The following is a 17,530-nucleotide window of genomic DNA, read 5'->3' as shown; positions in this document are numbered from 1 at the left end:
ATTATATTCTTCACATGCAAACAATTGATACATCAATAAATTGCACACAATTATCTCGTAAACCATAAGTATATATATTTATAACCGGGTAAACCATGATTATCTACGCTATTCTATTTCAAGAGGAGTTTTATTCAATGGAAAATTATCAGCTACTATTAGATAAACAGCATTCATTCTTTCATAAAGGACATACCAAGGATATTGATTACCGAATCGAAACATTAATAAAATTGAAGGATCTTATTCTGTCAAGTGAACAGAATATCATTAAAGCGGTAAACGAAGATTTAAACAAACCGGAAATTGAAGCCAAACGGGCAGAAATTGGCCTTGTCCTGGGTGAGATCGAATATACCATAGAAAATCTTGCTGGATGGGCGGCCCCGAAAGAAGTGAATACACCTGCAACACACGAAGGGGCAGAGAGCTTCATTTATTCCGAGCCACTTGGTTCGGTACTGGTGATTGCCCCATGGAATTATCCATTCCAACTTGCTGTTGCCCCCCTCGTCGGAGCCATTGCAGCGGGAAATACAGCGGTATTGAAGCCATCTGAATTGACACCTAGAACTTCCCGGCTGATCGCGAATATGATCAATGAACATTTCCCGGAAGAGTATATCCACGTCGTTGAAGGTGAAGTGGAAACCAGTACCGCCTTGCTCAAGGAAAATTTCGATTATATCTTCTTCACGGGAAGCACAGGGGTCGGGAAGATCGTGGCTGAAGCTGCAGCCAAGAATTTAACTCCGGTTACACTTGAACTTGGAGGCAAGAGTCCGACCATTGTCCACTCAGATGCTAACCTTGATGAAGCGGCCAAACGCATCGCAAGGGGTAAATTCGCAAATGCCGGCCAAACATGTGTCGCGCCTGATTATGTACTTGTTCATCGTGATGTGAAGCAAGAACTGTTAACAAAAATGAAAGCAGTCATCAAAGCGAGCTACGGGGAGAAAATCATTCAGAATCCTAACTTCGGGCACATAGTAAGTGAAAGACACTTTGACCGTTTAGAAGGTTTCTTAGATAATGGAGAGCTAGTGTCCGGTGGAAAATCAGACCGTAGCCATCTCGTAATCGAGCCAACGATTCTAGATAAAATTTCTTGGGATGACCCAATCATGCAGGATGAAATCTTCGGACCCATCCTTCCTGTCATCGAGTATGATGATACATCCAAAGCGATTGAAGAAATTGTGAAGCGTCCCAAACCATTGGCACTTTATCTCTTCTCTCTAGATGAACGATTGCAGGAAGAAGTATTGACAAAGGTATCGTTCGGAGGCGGCGCAATCAATGATACGATCAATCACATGACCTCCCACTACCTTCCATTCGGCGGTATTGGTGATAGTGGCATGGGAGCGTATCATGGGAAAGCAAGTTTCAATACGTTCTCACATTTCAAGAGTATATTGAAACGCTCGAATGATTAACTTATATTCATTCGTCTGAAGCTTTCCCTTCCCTTATGATCAAATTTAAAGAGGATGGTACAAAAGGGTTTAAGCTAGAGAAAGATCCGAACGAGTGATTGGATAAAAATCTAACTCGTCCGGATCTTTAATTTTTAGTGCTAAAGCTTAATCCATGCATTAAACAGGTCCTAGCTGTTGATTGGAGTGCATGAGGAAGACTCCCTGCGGGAAATGCGGAATAGGTGGGACCCCGCTGGAGCGAAAGCTGTGAGGAGGCGACTTCCGCCCGCGGAAAGCGAAGTCTTGCACGGAAATCGGGCATAAGAGTATCACGTGTTCTCATTGTTCGTCTTTAGAGTGTATGGATATAAGTATATCCCAGCCTCTTTTTTGATCGATCAACAAGTTCAACTGTTATGTTACCTTCCTTATTTCTCCTCATTATGGACGATGCTGTCTGTAATGCTGTCATATTCCTTTTCCGCAATGGAACTGCTGATGATTTCTTCTTTCTCGAGCTTGGCAATTGCCTCGTATTCTGCATACAGTGCATGTTTTTTCAAAGTAGAGAGCTGTTCTTGTTTGAGTACAGGGTTACGCTCGAATAGGTCATCCAATTGGGCTTTCAGCATATCGATTCTTTTCTGATACGTCTCGATGAGTTCATTCGAGATCGGATCTGTGATATACAGTTTCTGTTTTATGCGATGGATCTCTGAAATCGCTGTTTCATACCTGTGAAACTGGCTGAGTAATTTTTCAAACTCCTCATGACCTTCCGCTTTGGGCTTAATACCCAATACGTTGATCAATGGCTTGATAGTCAGTCCCTGAACTACCAGACTGAATAAAACAACACTGAAGCCCAGGATCAACACGTCTTCACGGCCGGGAAAGTCACGGGGCAAACTTAGTACCAAAGCAATCGAAAGTGAACCCTTTAATCCCCCCCAATTCAGGATGTGTTTCCACATATGAGGAAAATTCCCGATAAGGGATAAGCTGGTATAGACGGCTATGCTTCTTGCGACCAATACAACAAGTATGGCTGCGAATATGTACGGCCACTTTTCAAGGAGGTCGATCCGTGTAATCTCGAGGCCCACCATTAAGAAGACCAGTGAGTTGGCCAGTAACGCAGCAACATCCCAAAAACTATTAATATTCAATTTAGTAGTCGGACTCATCCCGATTTTCCCGCCGAAATTCCCAAATATCAAAGCCGCAATGACCACGGCAATGACCCCGGAAGCATGAACACTTTCTGCCAAAAGGAAGGATCCATAAAAGAGGATGACACTGAAAATGATCTCAAGTGGATAATCGTCGTAGTACTTTGTCAATATTGAGAAGGCATAACCTAAAGAGCCGCCAATGATGACACCTAATGACACCACCCTGATGAATTCCCAAATACCACTCCCTAGGCCCGCCCAACCTGCATCAATATAGGAAACAAGATAAAAGGCAGAGATATTGAATAATACAACCGCTAAACCATCGTTGAATAAGCTTTCCCCTTCAATGACAACCGCTAACCGTTTCTTCACACCGACGCTCTTGAAAATGCTCAACACACTGACTGGGTCTGTTGCACTCATCAGCGCTCCGAAGACAAAGGCTGCAGGGATGGAGAAATCAAAGAAATAATAAGCCGAAAAACCAATGATCAAAAATGAGATCAGGGTTCCTCCGAAAGCAAGGGCGATGATCGGCTCTTTGTTTGCCCTGAGATGGGAATAAGGGAGTTTCAAAGCGGCTTCTCCTAAAAGAGCCGGTAAAAATAATGTAATGATGACAAAATTAAATACTTCACCTTCTGTGATGAAATCTTTAAGTGGTTCCAATACAGGTATATTAAATAATCCGATAAGGGCTCCTACGATAACGAGAGCAATCGGATAAGGTTGCTTGAATTTCTTCGCAATCGCTGTGATTCCGGCTGCTAACATCACTAACATAAGACCCAGTTCAAAAATGTGGTGCATATCCAATTCATGCATACTCGTCGCTTCCTCCCTTGTATATTACTTTTTTTCCCTATTGTTTTTTTTACTTCTCTTATATAATGTAAAGACACACCTGCCCTTCCCACTCTATTAAGATAACCAAAAAAGAATGACCTTATTTTAACCATAAAGCCATTCTTCTTTAGTATACAGATTTTTCCTCAGTGAAGAAAATCCTAAACCTTTTAACGCTTTTGAAACCAAGAGGATAGATAATATTTAAATATAGGTAACTCCCGTTTCCACCCCTCTCGATTCAATTGGCGGTTCCTACGGTGATATTCTTGTATGGTTGCATTGTATTCATAAGTATTGATCATGATCCCAATCCCCCTTTTCACTTAGTACATTCAGTTTATTAGAATGGAATATCATAAGAATGAGAAGGAGGATTGATTTTATTTCATACTGAAGACTGAAATACGTTCATCCTCCAACCACCGGACCACTACCTCTATATGATTCAAAAAGACGACTACAGTATGCAGTCGTCCTTTTAGTCTATATACTTTTATAAAGCAACTTTCGAAGCAGGGGGAATAACACTTCAGGAAGTTCCTCCACATCGGACACGAGGATGCTGTAGTTACCATAAATGTTTTGAATGGTTCTTCTTTGAGCTTCATCAATTTCACCGTTAGCCAGAAAGACATTGATGACCTCAATCCCCTGTTTCCTTGCATCCAATACTGCCTCATGAGTATCGACAATTCCGTTCTGCTCGTATTCCATAGCTGCAGGCTCACCATCAGAGAAAACAAGCAGGAACTTCTGCTTTTCATTCCGAAGCAGGATCCTTTCCGTCATTAAACGGATGGCCAATCCGTCACGATTATCCTCTTCCGGCTGAAGCTGCATAATCTCTGAACCACTGCCTGGTTTTAAGGAAGTATAAAAATCCAAAACAGGTTTCATATAGTTTGGTTGACTGGTTTTGGTCGCACGATTGGTATCTTCCCAAAAACCGACCACTTCATGTGGAACGCGAACAGACTTTAACGATTCATGAAATAAAGTAATTCCAAGTTTGGTTTGATCCATTTTATCAAACATGGAACCTGAACAATCGACGAGCAGAGAAAACACTGCATCTATTTCGGAAGACGGATTTTGCTTTTTATAAAAAAGTCTTGGGCTATCGTCAGTAAAGAACCTCAATAGCTTCTTATTCAATCTTCCGAAATGCAAATCGCTGCGGGGCTGAATCCGCTTATGTTCCAGTGTCTTCTCGATCATTTTTTGTAATTTTTTTTGATAAGGGGCGATCAGACCTTTATTGTGATTATACGAATGTCTTTCTTCTGGAGTTGGCACAGTGGGCGTGATGAAGTGCGGTACAGCAAAACGATTTTCTCTGCCATAATCACCATGACCACCTAAAGTCTCCTCTTTCTCCTGCTCTTGTGCCTTCACATTTTGATACTGCTCTCTCTCCGTCTCCTGGGCAGATCCCTGCACCATCGCTAATGCCTGGTCGCCATCATCCCCTTCTCGGACCCCTTCTCCCATGAGGTCCGACTGTGAGCCTTGATCTAAATCGAATTGCAGGAATGATTCCCCTTTATCACTGGTTTCCCTGTGCCACGTACGAAATTCTTCATCCATTACTTCTTCTTCGCCCGAGCTTTCTTCCTCTAATACATCCTGATTCTGAAGAGGATCTTTCCTTTTCATGTCCTCAAATGTCTCATTCAACGGACCTTCTGTATCATAGACGTCCTCAGGTAAATGGAAATACTCGTTCAACATATCCTTTTGGACGATTTCATCCACTACCTCAACAATTTCAAGTGCTATTCTCACAACATCACCTGTTGAACGTGTCTCAAAGAGCCTGGTGATTTTCCCATGAATAAACGGCATGGCAAGATCAATCTCCTCGTTAATCTTCACCGGTTGTTCCAAAGGAGATTGAGCATGCAGAAGAAGGAAGATGGAATTAAACAAAGCATCTGTAAACACACTCTTCGTCATATTCACTTTAAGTTGGGCTTCAAAGTGCTGACGATATAATTCCCTTCTCGTCACAAAGGTTTTTTTCGTCCCTGGGCGTTTTGTTTTACAAATTTCCTCCAACCTTATTTCTTCTCCGATGACAAACAATTGCTTGGCGAAACGGGGAACGGAAGTGGATTTTATTTTATCGATGTACTGCCTGACATCTTCATTTTCGGTCTCGTATAGATTACCGATCGTTCTTAAGTAGATATCACTTTTCAACCCATGTACTTCTTCTTCTCGTTTACGGTGATCCCAGAAATGACTGACATAGACCGTTTCCTCTTTAAGGTCCAAATAGGAGAACGGACCGTACTTTAAGTTCATATCCGCATTCTTTGAAAGTGTTTTCGTGAGATCTGCCATTTCCATCACTAAAAAGGAATCGATGTTTTCATCGTTAAATTGTATAAATCGATGCATTATGAATCCCTCATTCAAATATTGTTTCCGCTATATTGAGAATCGCCGCTTTTTCACGTTCATCTTCAAGCTTATCAACGATTCCCCTCTGTATCGCACGCTTGGCAGGAAGGTACAGAGCCAAGTCACAGGCGTCCAGAAGTGCGCGTATAGAGGCCGATTCTTCTGAAATCTGGCCGTTTTTCACTTGGATTAATAGGTCAGATGACAAACTTACGAATTGGCTGATGAGTTTAGGGTCTGTCAGTTTGCTCTGACTTTCAATGACGCTCCTTAACGTCTCCCCTTCAATATAAGGCACATCAATGACAACAAAACGATTTTTGAGTGCCTCATTTAATGGAACCGTGCCGACATACCCTTCGTTTATAGCCGCTACGACACCAAATGATGGTGCAGCTTTGATCACTTCCCCTGTAAATGGGTTTGTTATACTTCTTCTGTAGTCCAGGACCCCATTTAAAATCGGTAATGTTTCGGGTTTGGCCATATTGATTTCATCGATATAGAGCAGATGACCATTTTTCATGGCTGAAATGACCGGACCTTCAATAAACTCAATGGTGCTTTTCCCGTCTTTTTCACTAATTGTTTTATATCCGAGTAATGCTTCCGCATCTAAATCGACCGAACAGTTTATACTGTGCATCGGTTGAGAGAATATAGATGATAATGTATCTGAGAGTTTCGTCTTACCTGATCCCGTGGGTCCTTTAAGGAGAAGGTTTTTCCCAAGGGAAAGAGAGATGATGCTGTCTTCGATGATATACTGTTCACTGGCCGTATAACCACCTTCACCGATTAAAGAATGGTGTTCCGTAGAGGCAAATGCTTGTTTTCTTTGATTGATCGTATGAGTGACCGATTCCGGTAAGCTTATATCTTGATTCATGATTTGACATCCTTTCGATTTCACATATTAGTCATTCTACACGGTATAGCGCTTCCACTGCAAAGGGTCTGCCCAAATTTGTCCTTTCCTCTGCAGCGAGAATCAACTATCCAAGCGTCGGTGTTTCATTATTACAATGTAACTATCAAGATTGCTCAGATCAATGCTTTTTCGTTCGATGCATTTATTTATTATTCCTTTACTCTATTTAAACTGGTGGTCACAAATCATTTCGCTCTGTCAACACTCACCCTCCTGCACCACACCCTAAATGACAGAGCATTTGCAAATCTTAGTCTGCATATAAATTACAACAATATTAGCAAAAACAGCCATTTAATAAAAAAACACCCCGTTCGGGTGTTTTAAACTTTCATATCGTATCGGGTGAATCCTCTGTAAACATACATTCCGGATTTTTGGTAAACAATGGTGGCGTCGGTGTAGTTATCACTGTCGACGGATAGAGCTGCAGATTTCATTCCACGTTTGTACAGCTTCCAAAAGGCGAAGGACAGAAGAAGATGGGCTAGCCCTTTTCTACGCCAGTCCCTCCTGATCCCTACATGGGAGATTTCCCCCATTTGAGTTTCCTCATTAACAGAACAAAGGATAAATCCAATCAAATCGTTTTTTTCTTTTAAGAGATACCATAGTGTAGGATCAAATGAAGGCCGTTGGAATCTCTTGATGAATTCCTCCAATTCTGTTGGATGATAGTCAAAATGATCTGAGAATACTTCCTCAAATGTCTCATGCAGAGACTCTGCCTGAGAATCAGGATTGAATTCCGAAATTCGATAAGAAGAAGGAATCGACGGATTTTCCAAGCTTTCAAGATTTCTTTTCATCTGATACCAGTATCGGGTCGGAGCAAATCCAATTTTCTCAAAAGTCCTCTTCTCTACTTCAAGATTTGCTGATAAGATGATCGTTTTGGAATCGGAAATATGTTCTTTTCGCGCTTTAGCTGATTTGATTAATTCTGTTGCCATTTCCTCTATATACATACCTAGATTTTCATCAGGCTTGCCTAAAATCAAAGAAGGTAAGCGGTGATCTTTTTCTGTCAAGATGGAAATCGCCACCAGATCCCCATCTTTCCATAGTCCAATCCGATCCCCTGCCGGTATGAAATCAAGGATCTCCTGTATTTCCCCATCACTCGTTTGCATCTCACCATATACCTCTTTTTCATATTTTATAAATAGCTTAACAAGTGAAGGTTTATCCTCATTGGATATGATTCGTTTACTATAGGATCCGTTCATACTCTACTCCCCGTTTAAAATTAAATTTCCCAGCCATTTGAGATGCGATGTGAGGATTTGAAAAACAAAAAAAGCTGATTTCTCCCGTGAATGTGGAAGAAATCAGCTGGCAGAGGGATTATACCTCTTCAAAGTACTCTTTATAAAAACCACCCATTTTGCCACTCTCATCGATTACGAAGAAGTAATCTTCAGATTCATTCTTCACGTCGTATTCTTTTCCAACGGTGAGAACATTAGCGACTGTATATTTCTTTGCATCAGTATGTACACACTTTACCTTTTTATTTGTACGGTGATCGGTCCAAGTTTTATGGATCAAATCAATAACCTCCTTTTAATGAGAACTATGCTACTAGTATATTCTTACAGGCTCATTAGTTCAACTACTATCATGCATTCTAACTGATTCGTTTCACTTCATATGGATGATCAAGAAGTATTTTGTATCTTTTTTTCGAAATCTGTCACTTCTATCTATTTATATGGTATATTATAGGAGATTAAACGTTTGGAGAGGTTAGATACCAGTGAAAAAAGAATTAACCAGAATAGGGATGGCCTTCTCTTTCATTTTGTTTGTCTATATGAGTACCCATAGGCCAAGTGAAGCACAGTTTTACTCATGGCTCTTGAATGAATATAATATAGAATGTCATGAATCAATTACGTGCACGAAAATGACTGATGACAATTCGTACACCACTCTGATTGAAACCGGATCAAATATTAAGAAGGGATATCTTCTGTTTAACACGATCGGCAAGATCTATGAAGATGAGAATGGCTCAAGAATCATTGTTAAAGCGATCGGTATGTTTGGGAGGTATTTTACCATTATAATTGATGAGCAAGGCTGATGGAGACACTACACACTTCCATCGGTCTTTTATTATTTTCGGTATTTTACTTTTTTCCATCTTGTTGAAAACGTGCTTTTTTTCATGAAGAGGATGAATCCGTATATAAAGATAGGGATCAATAGGATTGCAATGAAGATACCCGCTTTTACGCTCATTTCCTCTAACACCACCGGAAAGCTTTTAGGAAAGTACCGTCCAATCTGAAAATAGATAAGTCCCCATAGGAAAGCGGAAGGAAGGGCATATAGAAGGAATTTCATAAAGGGGATTCCCTTTGAAGCACCTGCAATGTAAGGCATGCATAATCGGACACCGGGAATGAAATAGCTGAACGAAATAGCTAAAGGGCCATATTTATGCAACCAGTTCTCTCCACTTACAATCAGTTTTTTTGATTTATTCCCTTTCATCATACGAGATGTCACCTTTGAGCCAAAATACCTTCCATTCAAGAAGGCCAAAATCCCATAAGAGATTAATCCACTGTACATACAGAAAAAAGAGGTGCACGGGTCAAAATGTCTCCATTCAGATAGATATCCGGCTAATGCTGCAGCAAGTTCGTTTGGTACCGGTAAGCCTAAAAACACAACCCAGTTAAAAAAGAACATGGCCAAATAACCAAATCGATCCACCAACTCAAGTAAAAAGTCCATCACACACCTCTTTTCACTTCCTACGATTCGTTCCGTCAGTTCAAATTCCTAGACGTTTACCAATGAATACCCCAAACTTGAAAGAAGAAAACCATTTCAGAATCGGATCATCTATTTGAGTATGCCTGTTTAACTTCGCTTTAAAAGATTCTGAACTTGTTCTTTCGACATACCTATTTCCGTTAACTGTTTTTGTAATTTTTCATGGTAAGCCATGCTTACATGAGGAAAACTCCCACGAAGGATTTCCCTTGCGTAATGATCGGGAGGGCATGTTTCTTCATATTTCGCTTTTACAATAAAGGTCAATACATCTTTATGGAGAGTACCGTCAATTGTAATGTCAATGAAAGCGGCTCTGTACCAACCCGGTGTCACACCCTCTCTCTCAAACAAGTATTCTACTGCCTGCTGTGGGATTTTATAAACGACACCTTCCATTGTCCCTCCATCTTCTATAATGTCTCCTCGGCCTCCATCATGAACTTGAAAGAGATATTTCATCGAATAACCTTTCAATTCACCGGCACCAAGGCAGTTTGTGAAATAACGATCTACTCCGGCTTTTTTAAACCGATCATCATCCATACAGGAACCGTATGCAAAATAAAGGGTTCTTTCAGGTTTCTCCTTCAGATATCGATGAACCTTCCAGTCTCCTGAAGGGATTTCTTCTTGAAATAATGCTTCGTTTTCAGAATAATATGTAAACGCTTCATATTCTCCTGTATCAGTTGAAACTTTTTTTACTTTCCGAATGTAGAGGTTGTCTTCTCGCCCTTCCAAAAAACCCTCAAGTTCATCCACTTTTGATAATATATCGGAGTTGATCTTATACAACTCTCCATAGACGGTTTCATCCCCTTCTCTAAGGGCGGGATATCCTCTATTGGTCTCGTAAAGAACTCCCTCAACCCATGCTTGCTCCCTCATGAATGTTGCTTCTTTCAATAGTGCATGATTACTTTCATGTCTTCTTAACGTACCATAAACAAAAACGTACACAGTTTAACCCCTTCTCTCTAATTAACATAACTTTATTCTAGTTAAACACTTAGAATACCTTTTCTATATTTTATCAAATGACCAACAAAATTTCAGTTATTCATACTATATGAATAGGAATAATTGCAAAAGGGCATTCCTGTCATGACGGGAATGCCCAAATGGGAAACGCTTTCAATTATTTAGTTTCTTTTAGGTATGGCCGTTTGTTTTGCCTGCTCTCTTAACCGGAATTTTTGTATCTTTCCGGAGGCTGTCATTGGGTAAGCATCAGTGAATTCTATATACCTAGGAATTTTATGTCGTGAGATCTTGCCGGTACAATACTCTCTGATTTCTTCAGACGTTGCGTTCTGGCCTTCCTTGAGAATGATCCAAGCCATGACTTCCTCACCATATACCTCATCTGGGATGCCTATGACCTGAACATCCAACACCTTAGGATGGGAATAAAGGAACTCTTCAATTTCTCTAGGGTAAATATTCTCACCGCCTCTAATGATCATATCCTTAAGCCTTCCTGTAATCCTGCAATATCCATGGGCATCCATAACGGCCAGATCTCCTGTATGAAGCCAGTCTTCATCGTCTATGGCAAGCCTCGTAGCCTCTTCATTCTTAAAGTACCCTTTCATGACATGATAGCCTCTGGTACATAATTCACCCTGGACTCCATTTGGGACTTCCCGATTTGTACCAGGTTCCACGATTTTCACTTCAACATTAGGAAGTGATTTCCCAACGGTCTCGACTTTTACTTCGATCGGATCATGAGTGCGCGTCTGTGTGATCACTGGGGATGACTCGGTCTGGCCATAAGCAATCGTAATTTCATCCGCTCCCATTTTCTCCATGACACCTTTCATTACTTCAATCGGACAATTGCTTCCTGCCATAATGCCGGTACGAAGGTGTGACAGATCATATTGATCGAAGTCAGGGAGGTTCAGTTCGGATATGAACATGGTCGGGACTCCATGGAGACCCGTACACTTCTCATCCTGTACGGTCTTTAAGACCTGACGAGGATCGAATTCCTGTAAAGGAACCATTGTAGCTCCCACGGAAACGCAAGCAAGAACACCTAATACACAACCGAAACAATGAAAGAATGGAACAGGTATACATAGACGGTCTTTTTGAGTGAGCCTCATACACCCGGCAATGTTATAACCGTTGTTTACGATATTGGAGTGTGTGAGCATGACCCCTTTTGGAAATCCTGTCGTCCCGGATGTATATTGCATATTAATGACGTCCTGGGGGGAAAGACTTGAAAGTCTTTCGTCTAACTCTTTGTCATCCGCTCCCTTCCCTTTTTCTATAATATCCCCCCAACTGTATGTACCCGGATAGGAATTCTCCCCCAAAACAATGACATTTTTAAGAAAAGGAAGTTTTTCACTCTTTAATTCCCCCGGCATGGAAGAGTTCAATTCCGGACAAATCTCATATAACATGTCTATATAAGGCGCACCTCTGAAGCCTTCCATTAGAATAATCGTCTGACTGTCCGACTGCTTTAACAAATATTCTAATTCAGCGGTTCGATAATTGGTATTCACGGTTACAAGGACCGCCCCCATTTTACCTGTGGAGAATTGGCTCACTAACCATTCTGGAGTATTTGATGCCCATATGGCAATGTGATCCCCTTTATTGATACCCAGTTTCATGAATCCTTTTGCAGCCTGTCTGCATAGTTGGTTGAATTCGTGATATGACCATCGCAAACCTCTGTCTGCATAGACGACTGCTTCGATATCAGGTTGAATTCGTGCTTTTTCTTCAAGAAGTTCCCCTACTGTAGTGTGTAAAATCTCCGACAAAAGAATATCCCCCTTTTCTTAGACCGAAAGTTGCTTGGAACCTTGCGAGTATGTATAATCCCAGAGGTGAAAAAGTCAGTTCCTTACCCGTGTATATTATCACAAAAATTAAAATTTTCAAACTAATAAACCATCTACATGTCTCATAATGTAAACGAGTTTATACAGTACTCTGACAAAATTCAACAATCTAAAAATAGTTCAACTAAATGATATAGACAAAAATCGCCTCACTTAAACCAAAATCAACAAAATAACTAAAAATACAACTTTTGACGTGATTTACGAAAAAACTCTTTTCAAATGATGGTTTTCTATGTAGAATATATAGAAAATATAGAAAATTCTATATTTTACACATTTCCTGGGAGGTTGGCTATGAAAATCTTAAGTAATGAACAGTTGGTGGCAGCTTATCGTGATGCTGAGAAACAAGGGAATGATCAAGACTGGATTTTGCTTCTTAAGAAAGAAATTCGTAACCGAGGATTAAAACCTTTTAGGAAATCTTGACCATGTAAACAAAAATTAGATTTGAAGACTTTTTATCTCACCCCCTGAGATACCATTGTGATGACAGACCCAAATTTATTTGAGTCTGTCTTTTTTCATTCCCTTCGATCCATGATACTCCTCGATTTGCTTGTATTGCTCACTATCGATCAGTCCTAGCTTATGAAAAAAATAGGAATATTGAATGACTTTTTTTGATTGATGAGTTTTCATATTTACACCCTCTCCAATTCGCCCGAAAGTTTCCTTAAGTAAACTTTATTATACTTATCCATATTTTATGCCTTTGGTGAAAATTGGTGAAAAAAAAAGCTGACTCATAGACCCAAAGTGGTCATATGAATCAGCTAAACATTCATCTATCACTATTCAATCAGAAAGAATCAACCTTCAAGAAGTAAATCTTCCGGGTTTTCAAGCAAGTCTTTGACCATTGCAAGGAAGCCTACAGCTTCTTTCCCATCAATGATTCTGTGGTCATATGATAATGCAATGTACATCATCGGACGATTCTCCATTGTGTCTTTATCAATGGCTACAGGACGAAGTTGAATTTTGTGCATTCCTAAAATTCCAACTTGAGGTCCATTTAAGATTGGGGTAGATAAGAGTGAACCGAATACTCCACCATTTGTAATGGTGAATGAACCACCTTGAAGGTCCCCTAAAGATAGTTTATTGTTTCTTGCCTTTGTAGCAAGTTCCATAATTTCGCCTTCGATTTCAGCAAAGTTCTTACGCTCACAATCGCGTACGATAGGTACAACCAGTCCATCATCAGTCGACACAGCTACGCCGACATCATAGAATTTTTTCAGGACAATTTCATCTCCATCGATCTCAGCATTTACATAAGGGTATTTCTTAAGAGCCGCAACTACCGCTTTAGTGAAGAAACTCATGAATCCCAGTCTTACATCATGGTCATCGAAGAATTTGTCTTTTTTGCGTTTGCGGAGCTCCATGACTTTGCTCATATCAATTTCATTGAACGTCGTTAACATGGCAGCAGTTTGCTGAACCTCGACTAGACGTTTCGCAATCGTTTGACGGCGGCGGGACATTTTCTCACGAACAACAGGCTTTCCATCATCTTTCTTAGCAGGTGCCTTCTTTTCCCCTGCAGAAGGCTTAGAAGCTTCAGCTGGCTTATTACTATAGGCCTCGATGTCCTGTTTACGCACACGGCCAAGAGGATCTGTTGGAACATCTGAGAGGTCGATGCCTTTTTCACGTGCTAATTTTCGTGCAGCCGGAGAAGCAATCGGACGATTCTTTTTGTCCTCTTTCACTGGTGCCTCTTCCTTCTTCGTACTTTCTTCCTTCTTCGTACTTTCTTCCTTCTCCTCTTCTTTAGGCGCTTCTTGTTTTGCTTCAGAAGGGGATGGTGCTTCTCCCCCCGCACCAACAATGGCAATCACCTGACCAACTTCGACTGTATCACCTTCATCTGCTTTCAGCTCTTGGATGGTTCCGGCTTCTTCTGAAATGACTTCAACATTTACTTTATCCGTTTCAAGTTCGACAATGTATTCGCCTTTTTCTACATAATCCCCAGGCTGTTTCAACCATTGAGCAATTGTACCTTCTGTAATTGATTCTGCTAATTCTGGAACTTTAATTTCTGCCACTGTGATGTCCTCCTCTTTCTTATCGGGTTAACGCTTCTCTGATAATCCGTGATTGTTCTTTTTTGTGTACAGTTGGTTCACCTTCTGATGGACTTGAACGTCTGCGACGGCCGACATAATGCACTTCTACACCCTCTGGAGCAATATCCCTTAGACGTGGCTCTGCAAATGTCCATGCGCCCATATTCTTAGGTTCTTCCTGGATCCAGACCAACTCTTTCAGGTTTGGATACCTCTCTAATATGGCAGTGATATCTCCTTTAGGAAAAGGATAGATTTCTTCGACTCTTAGAATATGCAACCAATCTTTCTCTTCGATATCCTGAAGCTTCTCTTCTAAGTCGATTGCAATTTTCCCGCTGCATAATACAATTCTTTCAACTGCATTCAAATCTTTCCCGAGGCCCTTCTCCTCCAGTACTGAATGAAATTCACCATGTGCCAATTCTTCAGCTGTAACAGAAGCAAACTTATTTCGAAGTAAGCTTTTCGGTGTCATGATGACCAGTGGTCTCACTTCTTCTTTTTGTAAGATGGCAGCTTGACGTCTCAGGATGTGGAAATATTGACCGGCTGTTGAACAGTTCGCAACAGTCCAGTTATATTCACCACCAAGCTGTAAGAATCTTTCCAGGCGGGCACTGGAGTGCTCAGGTCCCTGTCCTTCATATCCATGAGGGAGAAGCATGACAAGACCAGTTTTTTGCCCCCATTTTGCACGTCCGGCAGAAATGAATTGATCAAACATCACTTGTGCCATATTTGAGAAATCTCCAAATTGCGCTTCCCATAGAACCAGTGTTTCCGGAGCAAACACATTGTACCCATACTCATATCCGACGACCGCTGTCTCAGTGAGAGGACTGTTGTGGACAACAAATGATGCGTGGCTGTCCTTCAGATTGTGTAAAGGAATATATTCTTCACCTGATTTCTCATCATGGAGTACAAGATGACGCTGAGCAAATGTTCCCCTCTCTGAGTCCTGACCAGTCAACCTTATTGGGGTACCATCCTTTAAGATCGAAGCAAAAGCAAGAGTCTCTGCATGGGCCCAATCGATCTTCCCTTTTCCTTCGAATACCTGACTGCGTCTATTTAAGATGCGCTCTAATTTCTTGAATACATTAAAGCCCTCCGGCCATTGGAGCAATTCACCGTTTAGCCCTTCCAGCTTATCGAAATCGACGCTTGTATTGATGTCCGGCAGTCCATTCGCTACATACTCAGGCGGAGCCAGAACTGTATCGGGATCATCGTCTTTCGCAGGTACCTTATCATATGCCGCTTTTAATTCTTCTTCGATTTCAGTATCCATCTTATCGACCTCTGCGTCTGTTAAGATCCCCTCAGAGACGAGCCTTTCTGCATACAGCTTCTTCACATTCGGGTGATTCTGAATGATCGAATACATTAGTGGATTCGTCACCATTGGTTCATCCGTTTCATTGTGACCGAAACGACGGTAACCGATTAGATCAATGACAAAATCTTTTCCAAATGTTTTACGATATTCATAGGCTAGGACTGCAGCAGCGAGACAGGCTTCGGGATCATCTGCATTGACGTGGACGATCGGCACCTCGAAGCCTTTTGCAGTATCAGATGCATACTTTGTTGAACGTGAATCACGGCTTTCCGTTGTGAACCCAATCATATTGTTGGCAATAAGATGAATCGATCCACCTGTATTATAGCCGCGAAGTTGGCTCATATTTAATGTTTCAGCCACGACACCCTGTCCCGGGAACGCAGCATCCCCATGGATCATCACCGCATAGGAAGCTTCCGGAGACTGCTCAGGGTAACCCCTGTCTTCCCGGACTTCTTGAGCTGCACGTGTATATCCGGCCACAATCGGACTCACAACTTCCAAATGACTTGGGTTATTGGCAAGCGTCACCCGCGCACGTGCTGTCGGCGACTGCTGTGGAGCGATTTCACGATCAGCGCCAAGATGATACTTGACGTCACCCGTCCATCCAAAGGTAATTCCCACCGACCCTTCAGAAGGAATTAAATCCTTGCTCGGTGCGTGTTGAAATTCTGCAAAGATCATTTCATACGGTTTACCGATTACATGTGCCAATACGTTTAAGCGTCCCCGGTGTGCCATTCCTATGTTGACCGTTTTAGCTCCAGATTCAACTGAATAACGGATCATCTCGTCAAGAAGTGGAACCATTGTATCCAGTCCTTCAATCGAGAAGCGTTTTTGTCCTACGAAGGTACGGTGAACATATTTTTCAAATCCATCCACTTGAGCAAGACGCTTTAACAATGCGACTTTTTTATCCTTTGAAAGAGGTGCGAAATAGGATTCCGATTCAATCTTTTCTCTTAACCAATTTTTCTCTTCAAGTTCATGTACATGAGCATATTCAAAAGCTAATTTATTTGTATAGACCTGCCTTAAATGATTGATTGCCTCGAGCCCATCCCTGATATGAGAAGGGGCATTCGGACATAAGAAATCAACCGGAATCTGTTTTAAGTCTCCTTCGGTCAAATTGAACTCGGAAAGCTCGATTCTTCTTGTATCCTTATTCCGATCATTTAGGGGATTAATATCCGCAGCCAAATGACCATATGTACGAATATTATCTGCTAATTTAACCGCAGCCACCATTTTACTTAGAGCAGTTGGCTGTTCTGGTAATGTAAATGACGAATCTCCGTGTTGAGCGCTAGCGATGACCTTGACATCTTCAACGGTAGGAGGCCCCCATTGTTCAAATAATTCCTTCAGCTCAGGATCTACCTCAGATGGATCTTCAAGGAATTGTTCATAAACCTCCATCACATAACCCAGGTTAGGTCCGTAGAACGATTGCCACGGTTCCCCATGTGCAGATTGCTTCTTCATTGTGAAAAACCTCCAACTATTTTGCCAGTTAGTATAATTTGGGTATCATGTATTCTTACAAGTTCATGATCATTTTTCATTATGCAAGAATAGTAATTTTTACTACATTAAAACGCTTACAAGGACATTTTATCACTGTGCAGTGGTAAT

Annotated in this window: 14 protein-coding genes; 3 read left to right on the top strand and 11 right to left on the bottom strand. The window is 41.3% G+C overall.

The genetic code is table 11. The features are described 5' to 3' along the window. The first annotated feature begins 137 nt into the window (after positions 1 to 137). A complete protein-coding gene (locus JI667_RS12980) occupies positions 138 to 1,442 on the top strand; it encodes an aldehyde dehydrogenase (RefSeq protein WP_206854727.1) in 1,305 nt (434 codons plus the stop codon). A gap of 410 nt (positions 1,443 to 1,852) precedes the next feature. On the opposite strand, the gene JI667_RS12975 is transcribed toward JI667_RS12980, so the two are convergent. The 5 genes from JI667_RS12975 to JI667_RS12955 form a co-directional block, all read right to left on the bottom strand. After that, positions 1,853 to 3,427 (bottom strand): cation:proton antiporter, encoded by a 1,575-nt coding sequence (locus JI667_RS12975; protein ID WP_206854724.1) that lies wholly within the window; start codon positions 3,425 to 3,427, stop codon positions 1,853 to 1,855. 507 nt (positions 3,428 to 3,934) lie between these two features. Further along, positions 3,935 to 5,854, bottom strand: coding sequence for a vWA domain-containing protein (locus tag JI667_RS12970; protein WP_206854712.1), 1,920 nt, complete (start codon positions 5,852 to 5,854; stop codon positions 3,935 to 3,937). A 10-nt stretch (positions 5,855 to 5,864) separates the two neighbouring features. Beyond that, positions 5,865 to 6,746, bottom strand: coding sequence for an ATP-binding protein (locus JI667_RS12965; protein ID WP_206854710.1), 882 nt, complete (start codon positions 6,744 to 6,746; stop codon positions 5,865 to 5,867). Positions 6,747 to 7,111: 365 nt separating this feature from the next. Continuing rightward, positions 7,112 to 8,017, bottom strand: a complete 906-nt coding sequence (locus JI667_RS12960; RefSeq protein WP_206854707.1) for a GNAT family N-acetyltransferase — start codon at positions 8,015 to 8,017, stop codon at positions 7,112 to 7,114. Positions 8,018 to 8,135: 118 nt separating this feature from the next. Next, a complete protein-coding gene (locus JI667_RS12955; RefSeq protein WP_206854688.1) occupies positions 8,136 to 8,339 on the bottom strand; it encodes a DUF6501 family protein in 204 nt (67 codons plus the stop codon). 208 nt (positions 8,340 to 8,547) lie between these two features. Between JI667_RS12955 and JI667_RS12950 the strand changes: the two genes are divergently transcribed. Further along, positions 8,548 to 8,877 (top strand): hypothetical protein, encoded by a 330-nt coding sequence (locus tag JI667_RS12950; protein WP_206854685.1) that lies wholly within the window; start codon positions 8,548 to 8,550, stop codon positions 8,875 to 8,877. A 32-nt stretch (positions 8,878 to 8,909) separates the two neighbouring features. Here the strand turns inward: JI667_RS12950 and JI667_RS12945 are convergent, their stop codons facing one another. The 3 genes from JI667_RS12945 to JI667_RS12935 all read right to left on the bottom strand — a co-directional run bounded on the left by JI667_RS12945 (position 8,910) and on the right by JI667_RS12935 (position 12,361). Next, entirely contained in the window at positions 8,910 to 9,536 is a 627-nt protein-coding gene (locus JI667_RS12945) for a DedA family protein (RefSeq protein WP_206854682.1), read from the bottom strand. A gap of 129 nt (positions 9,537 to 9,665) precedes the next feature. Next, a complete protein-coding gene (locus JI667_RS12940) occupies positions 9,666 to 10,541 on the bottom strand; it encodes a gamma-glutamylcyclotransferase (protein ID WP_206854679.1) in 876 nt (291 codons plus the stop codon). Positions 10,542 to 10,723: 182 nt separating this feature from the next. Beyond that, positions 10,724 to 12,361, bottom strand: coding sequence for an AMP-binding protein (locus JI667_RS12935; RefSeq protein WP_206855569.1), 1,638 nt, complete (start codon positions 12,359 to 12,361; stop codon positions 10,724 to 10,726). A gap of 387 nt (positions 12,362 to 12,748) precedes the next feature. Between JI667_RS12935 and sda the strand changes: the two genes are divergently transcribed. Continuing rightward, positions 12,749 to 12,883, top strand: coding sequence for a sporulation histidine kinase inhibitor Sda (sda, locus tag JI667_RS12930; protein WP_044336757.1), 135 nt, complete (start codon positions 12,749 to 12,751; stop codon positions 12,881 to 12,883). A 75-nt stretch (positions 12,884 to 12,958) separates the two neighbouring features. On the opposite strand, the gene JI667_RS12925 is transcribed toward sda, so the two are convergent. The 3 genes from JI667_RS12925 to JI667_RS12915 all read right to left on the bottom strand — a co-directional run bounded on the left by JI667_RS12925 (position 12,959) and on the right by JI667_RS12915 (position 17,380). Next, positions 12,959 to 13,096 (bottom strand): hypothetical protein, encoded by a 138-nt coding sequence (locus JI667_RS12925; protein ID WP_206854661.1) that lies wholly within the window; start codon positions 13,094 to 13,096, stop codon positions 12,959 to 12,961. A 170-nt stretch (positions 13,097 to 13,266) separates the two neighbouring features. Beyond that, a complete protein-coding gene (gene odhB / locus JI667_RS12920) occupies positions 13,267 to 14,514 on the bottom strand; it encodes a 2-oxoglutarate dehydrogenase complex dihydrolipoyllysine-residue succinyltransferase (protein ID WP_206854658.1) in 1,248 nt (415 codons plus the stop codon). A 19-nt stretch (positions 14,515 to 14,533) separates the two neighbouring features. Next, a complete protein-coding gene (locus JI667_RS12915; RefSeq protein WP_206854656.1) occupies positions 14,534 to 17,380 on the bottom strand; it encodes a 2-oxoglutarate dehydrogenase E1 component in 2,847 nt (948 codons plus the stop codon). Positions 17,381 to 17,530 lie beyond the last annotated feature (150 nt).

Origin of the sequence: Bacillus sp. NTK074B (genome assembly GCF_017303375.1) — a bacterium.
In the GTDB taxonomy this organism is placed as follows: domain Bacteria; phylum Bacillota; class Bacilli; order Bacillales; family Bacillaceae_B; genus Rossellomorea.
Note: the sequence above shows the minus strand (reverse complement) of the source record. Positions and strands in the feature narration are given on the sequence as shown.

Excerpts from the sequence above, each read along its gene's own strand:
- JI667_RS12980 (WP_206854727.1), top strand. The coding sequence starts at position 138 with ATGGAAAATTATCAGCTACTATTAGATAAACAGCATTCATTCTTTCAT.
- JI667_RS12975 (WP_206854724.1), bottom strand. The coding sequence starts at position 3,427 with ATGCATGAATTGGATATGCACCACATTTTTGAACTGGGTCTTATGTTA.
- JI667_RS12970 (WP_206854712.1), bottom strand. The coding sequence starts at position 5,854 with ATGCATCGATTTATACAATTTAACGATGAAAACATCGATTCCTTTTTA.
- JI667_RS12965 (WP_206854710.1), bottom strand. The coding sequence starts at position 6,746 with ATGAATCAAGATATAAGCTTACCGGAATCGGTCACTCATACGATCAAT.
- JI667_RS12960 (WP_206854707.1), bottom strand. The coding sequence starts at position 8,017 with ATGAACGGATCCTATAGTAAACGAATCATATCCAATGAGGATAAACCT.
- JI667_RS12945 (WP_206854682.1), bottom strand. The coding sequence starts at position 9,536 with ATGGACTTTTTACTTGAGTTGGTGGATCGATTTGGTTATTTGGCCATG.
- sda (WP_044336757.1), top strand. The coding sequence starts at position 12,749 with ATGAAAATCTTAAGTAATGAACAGTTGGTGGCAGCTTATCGTGATGCT.
- JI667_RS12925 (WP_206854661.1), bottom strand. The coding sequence starts at position 13,096 with ATGAAAACTCATCAATCAAAAAAAGTCATTCAATATTCCTATTTTTTT.
- JI667_RS12915 (WP_206854656.1), bottom strand. The coding sequence starts at position 17,380 with ATGAAGAAGCAATCTGCACATGGGGAACCGTGGCAATCGTTCTACGGA.